Origin of the sequence: Burkholderia sp. MSMB1589WGS (genome assembly GCF_001636105.1) — a bacterium.
Lineage (GTDB): Bacteria > Pseudomonadota > Gammaproteobacteria > Burkholderiales > Burkholderiaceae > Burkholderia > Burkholderia humptydooensis.
This window is the reverse complement of sequence record NZ_LNJT01000006.1, coordinates 675463-690401: the sequence shown is the minus strand read 5'-3', so window position 1 is coordinate 690401 and position 14939 is coordinate 675463. Positions and strand designations below refer to the sequence as shown.

At 69.7% G+C, this 14939-nt stretch carries 11 protein-coding genes and 1 pseudogene; 7 read left to right on the top strand and 5 right to left on the bottom strand.

Annotated elements, in window-relative coordinates:
• Nucleotides 1-29: 29 nt before the first annotated feature.
• The gene (locus tag WT16_RS05465) at nucleotides 30-1790 is read right to left on the bottom strand and encodes a cholesterol oxidase substrate-binding domain-containing protein (protein ID WP_063532857.1); all 1761 of its coding nucleotides are present in this window, start codon (nucleotides 1788-1790) and stop codon (nucleotides 30-32) included.
• Nucleotides 1791-2300: 510 nt separating this feature from the next.
• On the opposite strand from WT16_RS05465, the pseudogene WT16_RS33505 reads away from it, so the two are divergent.
• Together WT16_RS33505 and mnmH are read left to right on the top strand one after the other, a co-directional pair.
• Nucleotides 2301-2411 (top strand): annotated as a pseudogene (locus WT16_RS33505) (LysR family transcriptional regulator); the annotation flags it as partial.
• Nucleotides 2412-2459: 48 nt separating this feature from the next.
• Nucleotides 2460-3539, top strand: coding sequence for a tRNA 2-selenouridine(34) synthase MnmH (gene mnmH, locus WT16_RS05455; protein ID WP_063532855.1), 1080 nt, complete (start codon nucleotides 2460-2462; stop codon nucleotides 3537-3539).
• Nucleotides 3540-3668: 129 nt separating this feature from the next.
• Here the strand turns inward: mnmH and WT16_RS05450 are convergent, their stop codons facing one another.
• On the bottom strand, nucleotides 3669-3863 hold the full coding sequence (locus WT16_RS05450) for a hypothetical protein (RefSeq protein ID WP_015600233.1): 195 nt from the start codon (nucleotides 3861-3863) through the stop codon (nucleotides 3669-3671).
• Between WT16_RS05450 and WT16_RS33500 the strand changes: the two genes are divergently transcribed.
• Nucleotides 3862-4029 (top strand): hypothetical protein, encoded by a 168-nt coding sequence (locus WT16_RS33500; protein ID WP_009911322.1) that lies wholly within the window; start codon nucleotides 3862-3864, stop codon nucleotides 4027-4029. The two genes, WT16_RS05450 and WT16_RS33500, sit on opposite strands and share 2 nt — an antisense overlap.
• Nucleotides 4030-4103: 74 nt before the next feature.
• Here the strand turns inward: WT16_RS33500 and WT16_RS05445 are convergent, their stop codons facing one another.
• Together WT16_RS05445 and WT16_RS05440 are read right to left on the bottom strand one after the other, a co-directional pair.
• Entirely contained in the window at nucleotides 4104-5369 is a 1266-nt protein-coding gene (locus tag WT16_RS05445) for a nitrate/sulfonate/bicarbonate ABC transporter ATP-binding protein (protein WP_045554915.1), read from the bottom strand.
• A gap of 110 nt (nucleotides 5370-5479) precedes the next feature.
• Nucleotides 5480-7216, bottom strand: a complete 1737-nt coding sequence (locus tag WT16_RS05440; RefSeq protein WP_009911324.1) for an ABC transporter permease subunit — start codon at nucleotides 7214-7216, stop codon at nucleotides 5480-5482.
• A 345-nt stretch (nucleotides 7217-7561) separates the two neighbouring features.
• Here WT16_RS05440 and WT16_RS05435 point away from each other — a divergent pair, with 345 nt between their 5' ends.
• From WT16_RS05435 to WT16_RS05420, 4 genes are all read left to right on the top strand, one after another.
• Nucleotides 7562-8881, top strand: coding sequence for an erythromycin esterase family protein (locus WT16_RS05435; RefSeq protein ID WP_063533065.1), 1320 nt, complete (start codon nucleotides 7562-7564; stop codon nucleotides 8879-8881).
• A 25-nt stretch (nucleotides 8882-8906) separates the two neighbouring features.
• Nucleotides 8907-9584 carry an alpha/beta family hydrolase gene (locus tag WT16_RS05430; protein WP_015601239.1) on the top strand — a complete coding sequence of 226 codons (678 nt, stop codon included), beginning with the start codon at nucleotides 8907-8909 and terminating at the stop codon, nucleotides 9582-9584.
• Complete coding sequence (locus tag WT16_RS05425; protein WP_063532854.1) at nucleotides 9581-10942, top strand: nicotinate phosphoribosyltransferase; 1362 nt, start codon at nucleotides 9581-9583, stop codon at nucleotides 10940-10942. The genes WT16_RS05430 and WT16_RS05425 overlap by 4 nt, the downstream gene beginning before the upstream one ends.
• Before the next feature lie 153 nt (nucleotides 10943-11095).
• Nucleotides 11096-11794 carry a phosphoribosyltransferase gene (locus WT16_RS05420; RefSeq protein ID WP_009911333.1) on the top strand — a complete coding sequence of 233 codons (699 nt, stop codon included), beginning with the start codon at nucleotides 11096-11098 and terminating at the stop codon, nucleotides 11792-11794.
• 47 nt (nucleotides 11795-11841) lie between these two features.
• Here the strand turns inward: WT16_RS05420 and WT16_RS05415 are convergent, their stop codons facing one another.
• On the bottom strand, nucleotides 11842-14934 hold the full coding sequence (locus tag WT16_RS05415; protein WP_063532853.1) for a transglycosylase domain-containing protein: 3093 nt from the start codon (nucleotides 14932-14934) through the stop codon (nucleotides 11842-11844).
• Between the last annotated feature and the right edge of the window lie 5 nt (nucleotides 14935-14939).

The following is a 14939-nucleotide window of genomic DNA, read 5'->3' as shown; positions in this document are numbered from 1 at the left end:
GTCCCGCGCCGACGGCGCGTCGGGGCGCGTCAGCCCATCAACCGGTCGAGCAACGGCGACGAGAACACGCGCCGCGGATCGTAGCGCTCTAGCGTGCGCAGCGCCGCGTCCCAGTTGTCGGCGAGCGACAGCCCCTGCCGGAACAGATCCGGAATCGTCGTGCCGAGCATCGTGCCGTCGCTCCACGCGGCGGTGTCCGCGTAGCCCCAGCCCTTCGACCATTCCGGCCGCACGGTCGCGTAGTCGCCGCTGTAGTTTGACAGCATCCACTGCTCGTTCTCGCGATAGAAGCGGTTCGCGTCGGGCGTGCCCGGTATCGTCAGGATGTCGAACCAGATCGCTGCGTTCCAGTCGGGATGGTCGGGCCGCGGCCGGATCGCGGACAGCGATGGCGGCACCGCGCCCGGGCCGACGTCGTCGGGCGCATCGACGCCCGTCACGCGGATCTCGACGGGGCCGTTTACCGGGTAGCGGCCTGCCGCGCGATAGTCGGCGATCCGCTGCCGATACGCGCCGACGAACTCGTTGATCACGCGCTGCACGTTCTCGCGGCGCGTGAGCACCGCATAGCCGTTCGCGGTCACGCGCAGCGTCGTCGGCCGCACGTAGTGCAGCACCGAGCGCGACCATCCCCACAGATTCGTCAGCGGCCCGAAGAGATTCGTCAGGCCGAGATACGTGATCGTGTACTGCGTCTTGCCGAAGAGCGGCGCCAACTGGACTTCGCCGTTCAATACGATGCGGCTCACCAGATCGGACAATTCCTGCGATGTCGAATCGGAAAACGGATAGTTGTACGGCTGATCGACGACGCGCGCGCCGGACGGCGGATTCGGCCGGACGGTCCAGACCTTCAGCCAAGGATAATCGGTGAACGGAAACCAGATCGCCTCGATGCGGCCCGAGCGCCGCACGAACGATTCGACGGTTCGGCCTCGCTTGCCCGGCGGCGCGAACAGCTCGGTGACGGGGATATCGACGAAGCTCTCGCATTGCAGCCGTTGATTCGCGCCGACCTGCAACGTCGCGTCGACGATGAACGCGCGGCCGACGTGCGCGAGGAACGGGCCGATGTCCGGATCGGCGCGATCGAACGTGCGAAGCGCGTAGCGGCCCGACGATGCATCGTGGACGACCGCGGTCAGCGCGAGCACCGCATTGCTGAGCGAGCCGTACGTATGCCCGGGCGGGCGCGTTTCGTCCGCTGCCGGCAGCGCCGTGCCGTGCGCGCCGATCGCGAGCGCGCCGCCGAGCGTGATGTCGCCGGGCGCGGGCACCGCCGCCATCCCGAGCCCGTGCTGCTCGAGCGTCGCGAGCAGCGTGTCCAGCGAAACGCCCGCTTGCGCGATGACGCGCGCGGGCGTCGCCGACGCGTCGACGGACACCGCGCTCAGATGCTTCGTGGTGTCGACGAGAATCGTGCGCTCGTGCGCATCGTTGGCGGCAACCGTGAGCGGCGACCAGTTGTGCATGTGGCCGAGCGGCCGTGCGCGATAGCCGTTGTCGGCCGCCCAGTTGACGATCGCGACGACGTCGGCGGGCATCGTGGGCGCGGCGGTCCACAGGTCCGCGACCGCGATCTCGCCGCTCCAGTTGCGAAACGCCTGCTTGTAGAGCGGGATGCCGGAAGGAAAATTCGGCGGCGTCGCGCCCGCGGGTTGCGCGTGTGCGGCAATCGGCCGGATCGGCGTCCACCCGGCGACGATGCCTGCGCCGGCGAGACGCGCGACGTCGCCGAGAAACGCGCGGCGACGAACACGCGAAGCGGGATCTCCGAGGATCTTTTTCATGGGCTTCTCGAAAGTTGGTTGATTGCGCAATGAAGGAGTGAAACTTTTCCGTGAATCGAAATACGTTTCCCTCTTTGACTGCGTGCTTGTTGTTCGAAGCGCGTCATTGTTTTTGAAAAGATCGTGGCCGGCTGACCGAAAGCCATTGGATGATAGGTGGCCGCGTGCATGCGTCAAGCGAATCGAAGCATCGATCGCGCGGGGAAAGAAGCGGGTGGAGGAACGGCGGGGCGACCGCATCGACTCGGCGTGGATTGGGGTGAATCGGCCAGCGCGTGCCGCCGCCGGTTCTGCCGCGGCGCGCGCTCCTGGCAGGAAGACACGGTTTGTATGCGCGATGTGCGTTCGCGGCGCGCGCAGGCCCGCAACGGCGCATGGCGCGACGGGCGCTTGCTCGGCGCCCGCGTCGCGCGCTTGCGGCGCAGGCTCGCTGTCCGCCGCGTCTTGCCCGCCCAGCACCGCGCGCGCTCGCTCGATGTCGAGTGCGCGCTCCCAGCGAGCGACCGCGAGTCGGCTCGCGCCCGCGCGCTGATCGATTTTCTCGTCGCGCGCCTGGGCGCGCCGGCGCCGGCGGGCGGTCAGCCGGCGGGCGCGCGGGACGCCGCGCCGCGCGTGAGATAATCGCGCTTCCACCGTCAGCGATGATACGGCCCCGCCGCACCCGATACGTTGAATCTCCAGCCCGTTTCCCTCGACCAGATCGACGATTTCGACGAGATCGTCGACGTGCGCACGCCGCTCGAATACGCGGAGGACCATATTCCGGGCGCGCTGAACGCGCCGGTTCTCAGCAACGAAGAGCGCGTGATCGTCGGCACGATGTACAAGCAGGTGTCGCCGTTCGAGGCGACGCGCGTCGGCGCGGCGATGGTCGCGCGCAACATCGCCGCGCATCTCGACACGACGTTCGCCGACCGTCCGCGCAACTGGCGGCCGCTTATCTATTGCTGGCGCGGCGGCAAGCGCTCCGGATCGATGACGGTCTGGTTCAACATGATCGGCTGGCGCGCGCGGCAGCTCGACGGCGGCTACAAGTCGTACCGCCGTTCGGTCGTCGACGCGCTCGGCCAATTGCCCGCCGGGTTTCGTTACGTCGTCCTGACGGGGCACACGGGAAGCGGCAAGACCCGGCTGCTGCACGCGCTCGCGCAGGCGGGCGCGCAGACGCTCGATCTCGAGGCGCTCGCCGCGCATCGCGGCTCGCTGCTGGGCGCGCTGCCGAGCAGCGAACAGCCGTCGCAGAAGGCATTCGACACGGCGCTCGTCGGCGCGCTGCGCGGCTTCGACCGCGAGCGGCCCGTGTTCATAGAAGCGGAGAGCCGGCGCATCGGCGCGATCATGCTGCCGCTCGCGCTGCTGACCGGCATGCACGCGGCGGATTGCGTGAACATCGAGACCGAACGCGACGAGCGCGTCGCGCTGTTGTTGCAGGACTACGGGCATCTGTTCGACCAGACCGCGTTCTTCAAGATCCAGCTCGAGAAGCTCGTGCCGCTGCACGGGCGTGCGCGGATCCGCAAGTGGCACGAGATGCTCGACGCAGGGCTGCGCAGCGAGCTGTTCGAGGAGCTCGTCGACGTTCACTATGATCCCGCCTATGCGCGCAGCAGCGGCGCGCACTTCGTTCGCCTGCCGCAGGCCGAGCGCTTCCCGTTCCGGCCGACCGCGAGCGACGTCGTCGAGCAGGCGCGGGCGTTGCTCGCGCATCTCGATGCGGCGGGCGCTAGCGCTTGCAGCAAGCGGGCCTGAACGGCGCGGCGCGCGCGGCCTGCGAGGGGCGGCGCGCCCGGCGAGCCGGCCGCCGTTGCGTTGCCGCGCATTGCGTGCGGCCGCGCGGCGTTCGCGTCGCCGGCGCTACCCGTTCGCAGCCGATATTCGTCAATGCCCGATCGAATCGCCGCCGTCGGGAGAAGCGGGCTGTGCCGGCGCACCGCCGCCGGCGGATGCGCCCGGCGCTGACGCGCTCCTGTCCTGCTTCCTGATGGTGTGTTCGACCGCATGTTGCGCGGCGGGCACGACGACGGTCGGAAAGATCACCGCGAGGGCGACCCACAGCACGACACCTGCAACCATGATCGATCTCCAGAAGAATCGCGCGGCGCCGGTGCGCGCATCGATGCCGCGTTCGGATGCGTGCGAGCCGCGCGCATGGCGGCATGGTGAACGTCGGCCCGCTCGGCGCAACTCGCGCGACGAGGCACTGCGACCACTGTACGAGCAACGCCGCGCCGCCTTTTGATCGAACTCAATCGGGCCGAAAAACGCTCGGACTGCGAAGCGACGGCGCAAGCGCGTCATGAGCGCGAGCAGGCGCTAGCCGCGCGCGTCGTCCCCGTCGCGTCGGAACACGCGCGCGTCGTCGTCATAGTCGTAGAGGCCCGCGAAGCGTCCCCAATCGATCGCGACGCGCAGCGTATTCGCCGCGTCGAGCGGATTCAACCGGTCGAGCAGTTCGAGCTCGAAGCGCTCGCGCGGCGCCTGATGGCCGGCGCGCTCGTCGAGCACCTGACGAATGTGCGCGGCGAGCGCAACGAAGTGCTCGAGATGCTCGCGAAACAGCCGCTTGCGCTCGCTCGCGTCGCCCTGCGCGTAGACGCGGCCTGCGGCTGTGAGCCGCAGCGCGCCGTCGCGCAGCTCCGCGAACTCGAGCACGTGCAGCGCGATGGCGAGCGGCAGCAGATCGCCGACCGGCATCGCGAGCGCGGATGCGAGCCGCGGCAATTCCGCGCAGCCGTCGCGCGCATGCGCAACGAATGCGTCGACGAAGCTGTCGAGCCGATGGCTCGACACGTTCGGCAACCGCTGCGCGGGAACGCCCGGCTTGCCGTTTCGGGCGGCGACCGCATCGGCGATGCGCGACGTGAGCGCCGCGTAGATGTCGTCGACGATGTGCTGCAGTTCCGGATCGAGCCGATTGCGCGGATAGCCGAGCGGAATCGGCACCTCGGCGAGGATGCGGCCCGGATGCGCGCCGAGCACGAGAATCCGGTCGCACATCAGCACCGCTTCCTCGATGTTGTGCGTGACCATCAGCACCGCGTCGATCGGCAACTGGCGCGCGTGCCAGAGATCGAGGAAATCGGTGCGCAGTGTGTCGGCCGTCAGCACGTCGAGTGCCGAGAACGGTTCGTCCATCAACAGCAGCGCCGGATCGCCGACGAGCGCGCGCGCGAAGCCGACACGCTGGCGCATGCCGCCCGACAGCTCGCGCGGATACGCGGATTCGAACCCGTCGAGCCCGATCAGCTCGATTGCCGACATCACGCGTGCGCGTGCATCCGACGGCGGCACGCGGATGGCGTCGAGCCCGAGCTCGACGTTCTCCTCGACGGTGAGCCACGGATAGAGCGCGAAGGTCTGGAACACGACCCCGATGCCGGCGGCGGGACCGTCGAGCGGCGCGCCGCGATATTCGACGCGCCCGCTCGTCGGCTTCACGAGCCCGGCCGCGATGCGCAGCAGCGTCGACTTGCCGGAGCCGGAGCGGCCGAGCAGCCCGAGAATCTCGCCTTCGCGGACGGTCAGATCGATGCCGGCGAGCACGGGCAGCGGCTCGCCCGACGGCTTCGCGAACGACATGCTGACGCCGCGCAGCGCGATCACGGGCGCACGGGCGTCGTGCTGCGCATCGTCCGCCGAAGCGGGCGGCGGGGCGTAGGCGGGGAGTGTCGGCTCGGGCATGGGCTCACCTAGTCGAGGCGGGAGCGGCGTTCCGCGAACGCATAGAGCGGCCGCCAGATCAGACGATTCATCGCGATCACGAGCAGCGACATCGCCGCGACGCCGAGCGCGATCCGCGGATAGTCGCCCGCCGCGGTCGTTCGCGCGATGTACGCGCCGAGGCCGGCTGCGTCGATCGTCGTGTGTCCCCAGACGACGAGTTCAGACACGATGCTCGCGTTCCATGCGCCGCCCGATGCGGTGATCGCGCCCGTCACGTAGTACGGCAGGATGCCGGGCAGCATCACCTCGCGCCACCACGTCGGCGTGCGCACGCGCAGGCTCGCCGCGGCTTCTTTCAGATCGTCGGGGAACGCGGTCGCGCCGGCGATCACGTTGAACAGGATGTACCACTGCGTGCCGAGAATCATCAGAGGACTGAGCCAGATCGCGGGCGCGAGCCCGAAGCGCACGATCGCGAACACCGCGAGCGGAAACAGCAGATTCGCGGGAAATGCCGCGAGGAACTGCGCGACGGGCTGCACGAGCGCGGTCGCGCGCGGCCGCAGTCCGATCAGCACGCCGACTGGCACCCACACGACGGTCGCGACGCCGATCAGCACGAGCACGCGCGCGAGCGTCAGCGCGCCGTTGCGCGCGACGTCGACGACGTCGAACCACGACAGCGCGGGCGCCGCGATCCGCAGGAGCGCGACGCCGGCATAGACGGCGAGCGCCGCGCAGAGCGACAACCACACGATGCGCGCGATGCGCCGCGACAGCGCGCGTTCGCGCGTCGACAGCCGCAGCGCGCCGAGCGACAGACGGGCGCGCGCCGCGCGATGCAGCGTCGCGCCGAGCGGCGCGCCGACGCGCTGCGGCAGGCTTGCGCGATGGAGCAGATCGAGCAGCCAACTGCGCGGCGCGGGGCCGCTTACGGTCTGATCGCAGCGGAACTTGTGCGCCCACGCGACCATCGGCCGGAACAACAATTGATCGTAGAGCGTGATCGCGATCGTCATCGCCGCGATCGCCCAGCCGACAGCGGCGAGGTCGCGCTCCGCGATCGCGCGCGCGACATAGGCGCCGACGCCCGGCAGCGCGATGTGCAGACCGCCCACCGAGATCGCTTCCGACGCGACGACGAAGAACCAGCCGCCCGACATCGACATCATCGCGTTCCAGACGAGGCCCGGCATCGCGAACGGCACCTCGAGCCGCCAGAAGCGCTGCCAGCCGGTGTGCCGCAAGCTGCGGCTCGCCTCGTCGAGATCGTGCGGCACCGTGCGCAGCGACTGGTAGAAGCTGAACGCCATGTTCCACGCCTGGCTCGTGAAGATCGCGAAGATCGCAGCGAGTTCCGCGCCGAGTGTGGTGCCGGGCGCGATCGACAGAAAGAACACGACGGTAAACGACAGGTAGCCGAGAATCGGCACCGACTGCAGCACGTCGAGGAGCGGGATCAGCACGGTCTCCGCCGTGCGGCTCTTCGCGGCAAGGGGCGCATACGCGAACGTGAACGCGATCGACGCGCCGAGCGCGGCGAGCATCCGCAGCACGGTGCGCAGCACGTAACCCGGCAACGCGAGCGGCGACAGCGAGATCGCCTCGGGGCGCGCGATGTCGAGCGGCAGCGACATCTGGCGCACGCCGGAGCCGAGCAGCACGATGAGCGCGAGCACGAGCAGCAGCGCGACCGCGTCGCGCCACCCGAGCGTGCGCAGATGCCGGCGTCCGCCGGCGAGCAGGTCGGCATGATGCGCCATGTCCACCTCGGTTCGAATGGCCGCGCTCCATCGTCGGCGAAAGCCCGGCGCGCGGGCTTGATGTGCGTCAAACGTATCGGGGCCGCCGCGCCGCGCTTCGGAAATGACGCGGGCGCATGTGTGCGGATCGGGTTATTCGCACTGCAACTTCTGCGCGGAGCGCGTAAATTGAAAGAGACGCGTCGTCCAGGAGCGGCGGTGCGATCGCGGCCGCAATCGTTGACTCAACGCAAGGTTTCGGCGAAACCGCGGTCGACAATGATCGATCAGCGCGCCCTGCGCGGCGTCGCGCGACGGCCCGCCGCGAACGCGCGCGACGGGGCGGCGGTCGTCCGGAGACGATTCATGCATCCTGCGAAAACGCCCTTTCTCGCCGTGCGGGATCTCGCGCGCCCGTTGCGCGGCGACGCGGCCGATTTCGATGCGTTGATCGACATGGCGGACGATGCCGACGTGGTGCTGCTCGGCGAATCGACGCACGGCACCGACGAGTTCTACCGGATGCGCGCGCGGATCACCGCGCGCCTCGTCGACGAATGCGGTTTCGACACCATTGCGATCGAGGGCGACTGGCCCGACGCGTGGCGCGTGAATCGCTATGTGCAGGGCGACGCCGCGATGGCCGATGCCGACGCGGCGCTCGCGGACTTTACGCGTTTTCCCGCATGGATGTGGCGCAATCGCCCGATGCGCGAATTCGTCGGCTGGCTGCGCGATCGCAACGCGACGCTGCCGCGGCAATCGCGCGCGGGCGTCTACGGGCTCGATCTGTATAGCCTGTACCGCTGCGCCGACGCGGTGATCCGCTATCTCGACGATGTCGATCCCGGTCAGGCCGAGCTCGCGCGGCAGCGCTACGCGGCGCTCGACCACGTGCGCGAGCCGGGCGCATACGGCTACGCGGTCGCCTCCGGCGCGCGGCCTGCCGCGACGGCCGACGTGCTCGCGCAACTGCGGCAATTGCGCGAGCGCGAAGCGGCGTATCTCGCGCAGGACGGCATCGACGCGCTCGACGCGCAGTTCTTCGCGGAGCACAACGCGCAAGTCGTGGTCAACGCGGAGACCTATTACCGCGCGATGTTCGGATCGCGCGCGAACACGTGGAATCTGCGCGATGCGCACATGCGCGACACGCTGTTCGCGCTACGCCGCCATCGCGCGCGTTGCGGCTGCGCCGGGCGCGCGGTCGTCTGGGCGCACAACTCGCACGTCAGCGACGCGCGCGCGACCGAGATGCATCTGCGCGGCGAATGGACGCTCGGCCAGCTCGTGCGCGAAGCGCTCGGCGAACGCGCGCTGTCGCTCGGCTTCACCGCGTACACGGGGCACGTATCGGCCGCATCGCGCTGGGACGGCGACGTCGAGCGGAAATGGATGCGCCCGGCGCTGCCCGACAGCTACGAACATCTGTTTCATGCGACGCGGCTCGACCGCTTTTTCCTGCCGCTGCGCGAGATCGTCGCGCAGCCGCTTCGCGAAGCGCTGCTCGAGCGCGCGATCGGCGTGATCTATCTGCCGGAGACGGAGCGCGACAGTCACTATTTCATGTCGTCGATCACGGGACAGTTCGACGCGCTGTTCCATCTCGACGAAACGAACCCGCTCGAACCGCTCGCGCCGCCCGGTGCGTGGCATCCGCGCGAGGCGCCGGTGTCCGCGCCGTGACGGCGAGGCGGACGTGGAGAATGCAATGCAGATTCAGGAAGTACGGATACCCATCGGAAAAGTCGAGCTGAACGGCATGCTCGCGATGCCCGAGCATGCGTCGGGCATCGTCGTGTTCGCGCACGGCAGCGGCAGCAGCCGGCTCAGCCCGCGCAACCAGGAAGTCGCGGCGGTGCTGCAGCGCGCGGGGCTCGCGACGCTCCTGTTCGATCTGCTGACGATCGAGGAGCAGCGGCGCGACGCGGTGACGGCCGAGTACCGGTTCGCGATCGCGTTTCTCGCGCGCCGGCTCGTGAGCGCGCTCGACTGGCTGCGCGAGCGGCCGGACGTCGGCAAGCTGCCCGTCGGCCTGTTCGGCGCGAGCACGGGCGCGGCGGCCGCGCTGATCGCGGCGAACGCGCGCGGTCGCGTCGTGCGCGCGGTCGTCTCGCGCGGCGGCCGCCCCGATCTCGCGGGCGACGCGCTGCCGCGCGTGCGCGTGCCGACGCTTCTCATCGTCGGCGAGCGCGACGACGAAGTGCTCCGGCTGAACCGCGTCGCGGCCGGCTGGCTGATCGGCGAATCGAAGCTCGTCGTCGTGCCGGGCGCGACGCATCTGTTCGAGGAGCCGGGCACGCTCGACGAAGTCGCGCGCGTCGCGGCCGAGTGGTTCGTCGTGCATCTCGGCGACGGCCGGCGGCCGGCCGCAGGGGCCCGAAGATGACGAAGCCCGCGTGCGACAGCGCGCTGCTGACCGACCTGTACGAATTCACGATGCTGCAGTCGTACTTCGACTGCGGGATGAACGACACGGCGACGTTCGAGCTCTTCGTGCGCAAGCTGCCCGCGCATCGAAATTTCCTGATGGCGGCGGGGCTCGAGCAGGCGCTCGATTATCTGGTGGACCTCACGCTCGATGCGCACGAGATCGAAGCGCTCGCGAGCACGGGGCTCTTCAGCGGCGGCTTTCTCGCGTCGCTCGAATCGCTGCGCTTCACGGGCTCGGTGCGCGCGATGCGCGAGGGTACGGTGTTCTTCGCCGACGAGCCGATCCTGCAGATCACCGCGCCGATGCGCGAGGCGCAACTGATCGAGAGTCGCGTGATGAACCTGCTGCATTACGAGTCGATCGTCGCGAGCAAGGCCGCGCGCGCGGTGCTCGCGGCGCCGGGCAAGACGCTCGTCGATTTCGGGCTGCGCCGCGCGCACGGCGCGGAGGCCGCGCTGCTGTCGGCGCGCGCGAGCTACGTCGCCGGCTTCGCGGGCACGGCGACGCTGCTCGCCGGCTTGCGCTACGGGATTCCGACGTACGGCACGATGGCGCATTCGTATGTGCAGGCGCACGACGACGAATCGCTCGCGTTCGAGCATTTCGCGCGTTCGTTTCCGCGCAACGCGATGCTGCTCGTCGACACGTACGACACCGAAGCGGCCGTGCGCAAGGTGATCGCCGTCGCGGGGAAGCTCGCGCGCGACGGCGTCGAAGTGAAGGGCGTGCGGCTCGACAGCGGCGATCTCGCGCAGCACGCGATGCGCGTGCGCGCGCTGCTCGATCGCGCGGGGCTCGTCCGGGTGACGATCTTCGCGAGCGGCAATCTCGACGAGTACCGGCTCGCCGAGCTGATCGGGAAGGGCGCGCCGATCGACGGCTTCGGCGTGGGCACGCGGATGAACACGTCGGCGGACGCGCCGTATGCGGATTGCGCGTACAAGCTGACCGAATACGCGGGTGTGCCGCGCCGCAAGCGCTCGGAGGGCAAGGCGACGTGGCCCGGACGCAAGCAGGTGTTCCGCCGCTATCGCGACGACGGCGTGCTCGACGGCGATTGCCTCGCGCTGCACGACGAGGCGCATGCGGGCGTCGCGCTGCTGGAGCCGGTGATGATCGACGGCGAGCGCGTCGCGCCGCCGCCGAGCCTCGCCGACGTTCGCGCGCATGCGAGTGCGCAGCTCGACGCGCTGCCTGCGGCGCTGCGCGATCTCACGCGCGCGGCCGAGTATCCGGTCGCCGTGACCGACGCGTTGTCGGCGCTCGCGCAACGGCTCGACGCACAGGCGGCGAGCGACGCGTCGCTCACGTAGCGCGGCGCGCACGGGCTGCGCGAATCGCCGCGCATCGACGTAGATCGTCGCATGCGCAGGCATGTGCCGGCATGCATCGGCACGCGTCGGCATGCAATCGAACGAGCCGCGGGATGGCGAGATCGTCGTCCGCGCCGCGGCGAAGGAGGCGTGATGAACGATTATTTTCGCGATCGCGTCGATGCCGGCAGACAGCTCGCCGCGCATCTCGCCGATTATGCGAACCGCGACGACGTCGTCGTGCTCGCGCTGCCGCGCGGCGGCGTGCCGGTCGCGTTCGAAGTCGCGAAGGCGCTGCGCGTGCCGCTCGACGTGCTGATCGTGAGGAAACTCGGCGCGCCCGGCAATCCGGAGCTCGCGATGGGCGCGATCGCGACGGGCGGCGTCGTGCTGCTCGAGCAGTCGGTGCTGCGCGCGATGCGCGTGACCGAGCGCGAGCTCGCCGACACGATCGAGCGCGAGCGCGACGAACTCGCCCGGCGCGAAGCCGCGTATCGCGGCGATCGCGCGCCGCCCGCGCTCGAAGGGCGGACCGTGATCGTCGTCGACGACGGCATCGCGACAGGCTCGACGATGCTCGCCGCGCTCGAGGCGGTGCGCGCGCGGAAGCCGGCGAAGCTCGTCGCGGCGGTGCCCGTCGCGTCGCCGGGCAGCGCGCAGAAGGTGAGGGCGGCGGCGGACGCGATCGTCTGCGTGATGCGGCCGGACTGGCTGATGGGCATCGGCCAGTTCTATCTGAACTTCGATCAGACGAGCGACGACGAGGTGCGCGCGCTGCTCGGCCGCGCGCGCGAACGGGCGCAGCCGGGCGGAAAGGACGCGCCGCCCGCCGAAGCCGGTCCTGACGATTGAAGACAGCGGAAGGCGGCGCGGCGCGGCGTGGGGCCGTCTTGCGCCGCTCAGCCGTGGGCGGCCGCCTGCGCGGGCGAGCCGTTAGGGGCGGCGTTCGCGCTCGGCTGCGCGGGCGCGGCCATCAGCGGCTGCAGCGCCGGCGCGAGCGATTTCAGCAGTTGCACCGCCATTGCGCTCGTGAAGTCGTAGCGCGCCGCATACGGCTCGTGCGTGTAGGCGGTCAGCACGCCGAAGAACCGGTCGCCGAGCGAGAACGCGAACGTCGCGCTGCGATTGACCTTGCGCGATTCGATGAGGCGCGCGCCGCGCGCGTAGACGTTGAAGCGCTGGTCGCCCGTGCCCGTCTTGCCGTACACGGGCAGCGTCTCGCCGTCCGGGAACGTGAGGCCCTGCGCGAGGCGGCGCCCCGTGCCTTTCTGCACGACGTCGCCGAGCAGCATGTGCACCTGATTCGCGATCTCCGGCGACAGCAGCGGCTGCGGCTGCGCGGCCGCGCGGACGAAGCGCGTCTCGTACGGCGTGCCGTGCGCGAACTCGAGTGACGAGATCCGCTCGTTCGGCACCTTCGCGCCGTTGTTCGCGATCAGGCCGACGAGCTTCGCGAGCGCGGCCGGCTGATCGCCCGACGCGCCGATCGCGGCCGCGTACGACGGCGTCAGGTGATCGAACGGATAGCCGAGCGCGCGCCACGAATCGCCGATCGCGTCGTATGCGCGCAGCTCGACCATCCGCTTGATGCGGCGGTCCTGCGTCGCGTGATAGCGCGTCTTGAAGAGCCACGAATACGAGGCGATCCGCGCGTCGCGGCTCGCCTTCTGCACGTCGTCGAGCGACGCGTCCGGATGCTTGCGCAGATACGCGAGCGTCCACAGCGCGAGCGGGTGGATGCCCGCGATGTAGCCGCGGTCGTTCAGGTTGAAGCGGTCGATCGCGTACTTCGTGTAGAGCTTGTCGAGCGCGTCGTCCGACAGCTTCGTGGCGGCCGGCGTGCCGTGCAGCGTCCCGCGCATCTTCGCGTCGAACCACGCGCGCGGCGCTTCGGGCGCGACGCTGCGCAGCACCGTCGCGACGCGCGGCGGCGATTTGCGCACGTTCTCGAGCATCGCGGAGAGCGCGTCGTCGTCGGGCTTGCCCGCGTACTTCGCGTAGAAGCGCTTCACGTATACGCGGCTCTCGGAATCGACGAAGCGCATCAGATAGCGCTGCCGCTGCGCGGGATCGTCGAGCCACGACGACGACGGCCCGCTCGTGCGGATCATCTCGTAATGGACGATGTCGCGCATCAGCCGCACGAACACGAGGTTCACCGAGGCCTGGAACGCGACGTGCACGGTCAGGATTCTGCCGTTGTCCGACTTGTCGAAGTTCGTGAAGCTCTGCGCGCCGCCGCCCGTGTAGAACGTCTCGCCCGGGCTCGCCGAGTACTTGCGCTCGACGGACGCGGCGAGCATCGCCTGCAGCGAGCGGTCCTGCGTGTGCGCGAGATAGTCGAGCGCCCAGCGCGTGAGCGCGTCGGTCGGATCGGGCTTCACCTTCGCGAGCTCGGCCGCGCTCAGGTTCGCGTAGCGCGTGTGCAGCTCGGAGATGATCTGCAGATACGTGACGATCGTGCGCAGCTTCGCAGTCGAACCGAGATTCAGGCGCGCGCCCTGGTTGATGTCGAACGGCTGGTCGACGCTGTCGGTCTGCACACGCAGCAGGTTCGCGCCGTTGCGGCGTTCGTACAGCGTGAAGCTGTACTGGATCTTCGACGGATCGTCGCCCGAGCGCAGCATCTCGAAGCCGTAGAGGCCCGCTTCGCGTGCGCCGTCGCGCGTCGCAGCGCGCGCGAGGCCCGCCGCGACCGCCTGCTGCACCTTGTTGTTCAGCGTGTCGGTCGCGCGCAGGTCGAGCCGGTCGAGCTGATAGACGTTGTCGATGCCGAGCGCGCCGAGCAGGTGCGAGCGCGCGGACGTCACCGCCTTGCGCGCGACGAACGAGCGCGCGTCGGCGTCGGCGGGCGCCGCGCTGCGCTCGATGTGCGCGGCAAGCGCCGCGTCGCGCAGCGCCGGCGTGATGACGCCGCCCGTCGCGAGCAGGCGCAGGTAGCTGTCGGTGAGGCGCTGCAGCGTCGGGTAGCCGCGATTCAGGAAGTACGACGGCGCGCGCTGCGCGATCATCAGCGAGAGCACCTGCCGGAACGCGGTGCCTTGCGCGGCGAGGTTCTCGGGCGTCGCCGGCGCGGCGAGCAGGCGGTTCACTTCGTGGAAGTCGCGCCCGTACCACGCGGCGAGGCCGTCGCCGATGCCCGTGACTTCGCCCACGTGCGCGCGCGCGGCGAGCGGCACCGAGTTCAGGTAGTGAACGACGATCGCCTGGCGCGCGCCCATCGTCTGCGGGCCGTTCAGATACGCGCGCACCGAAGCCGACGCGATCTGCCGGAGCTTCTCGGGCGGCGTCGCGGTGCGGCCGTCGGGCGAGTGGCGGAATTTCTCGAGCTGCGTCGCGAGCGTGCTGCCGCCGGGCGTCGCCTGATGGCGGTCCACGAAGCGCAGCCCCTGGTCGGCGAGCGCGCGGCTGAAGCGCCCCCAGTCGATCGCCGGATTGCGGTTCGGCTGGCTCGGGTCGAGCAGGTAGCGATCCTCGATGAAGAGAAGCGACTGCACGACGAGCGGCGGGATCGTCTCGAAGTCGCCGTACACGCGGTGCGGATAGGTGACGTCGAAGAGCGGCGAGCCCGTCGAGTCGACGATCGACAGGCCGGCCTGATCCTTTTCGTCGTATGGCAGGAACAGGCGCTCGTCGGCGAGCGACAGCATCCGGTCGGACGCGCGCGCCTGCGCCGCGACGACGAAGCCGCGCGACAGCAGCCGCGCCTGGAACGACGGCAGCAGCGCGTAGCCGAGGCGCAGGTCGTACGGGCCGTTGTCGGGGAAGCGGATGCGGTTGCTCGCGCCTTCATCGACGCTGTAGCCGACGTCGCGCGTCAGTTCAGACAAGAAGCGCGCCTGCAGCCGGGAGGTTTCGATTTCGATCTGGACCAGGCGTGCGACGATCGCAAGCGCGATCGCGACGATCACGATCACTGACCATTTGAATCCCTTCCAGAACGACAGCGTTCCGGTCGGGCGAAGCGCAATCCGAATCAGCGGCCGATTCATGGCGG